The organism is Ascidiimonas meishanensis (assembly GCF_037782385.1).
In the GTDB taxonomy this organism is placed as follows: Bacteria; Bacteroidota; Bacteroidia; order Flavobacteriales; family Flavobacteriaceae; genus Ascidiimonas; species Ascidiimonas meishanensis.
On sequence record NZ_JBBEXD010000050.1, the window covers coordinates 1 to 892 of the forward strand.

Consider the following 892-nt stretch of genomic DNA (forward strand, 5'->3'; position numbering starts at 1 on the left):
CGAACTCACCATTACCAAAGTAGATACCTTGAATGATGGCGGAGACGGACGAGTAGATGCAGGAGATACCATTAGTTATGTATTCACGGTAACCAATACTGGAAACGTTACATTGACCAATGTTACGGTAACAGATCCATTAGTAACGGTAAGTGGAGGTCCTTTGGCAAGTTTAGCTGTAGGTGCAAGTGATACTTCAACTTTCACTGCTACTTATACCATTACCCAAGCAGATATAGATGCAGGAAGCTTTAGCAACACCGCCACAGTGACCGGCGAAGATCCAAATAACAATCCGGTAACTAGCTTGTCTGACGATCCAGACGATGCTACCGATATTGATAGCGATAGTGACGGTAATCCAGATGATCCAACAGTGACCACGATTACTCAGTCACCCGATATAACGATCACCAAAGTAGATACCTTGAATGATGGCGGAGACGGACGAGTAGATGCAGGAGATACCATTAGTTATGTATTTACAGTAACCAATACTGGAAACGTAACTTTGACCAATGTTACGGTAACAGATCCATTAGTAACGGTAAGTGGTGGTCCTCTGGCAAGTTTAGCTGTAGGAGCAAGTGATACTTCAACTTTCACTGCTACTTATACCATTACCCAAGCGGATATAGATGCGGGAAGCTTTAGTAACACCGCCACAGTGACCGGCGAAGATCCAAATAACAATCCGGTAACTAGCTTGTCTGACGATCCAGACGATGCTACCGATATTGATAGCGATAGTGACGGTAATCCAGATGATCCAACAGTGACCACGATTACTCAGTCACCCGATATAACGATCACCAAAGTAGATACTCTAAATGATGGCGGAGACGGACGAGTAGATGCAGGCGATACCATTAGTTATGTATTTACAGTAACC

The 892-nt window shown here is 43.9% G+C and carries 1 protein-coding gene; it reads left to right on the forward strand.

Annotation, left to right across the window (positions count from 1 at the left end; translation table 11 throughout):
• Nucleotides 1–892: DUF7507 domain-containing protein (locus WBG07_RS19370; RefSeq protein WP_461781917.1), on the forward strand; the 892-nt coding region annotated here is incomplete at both ends.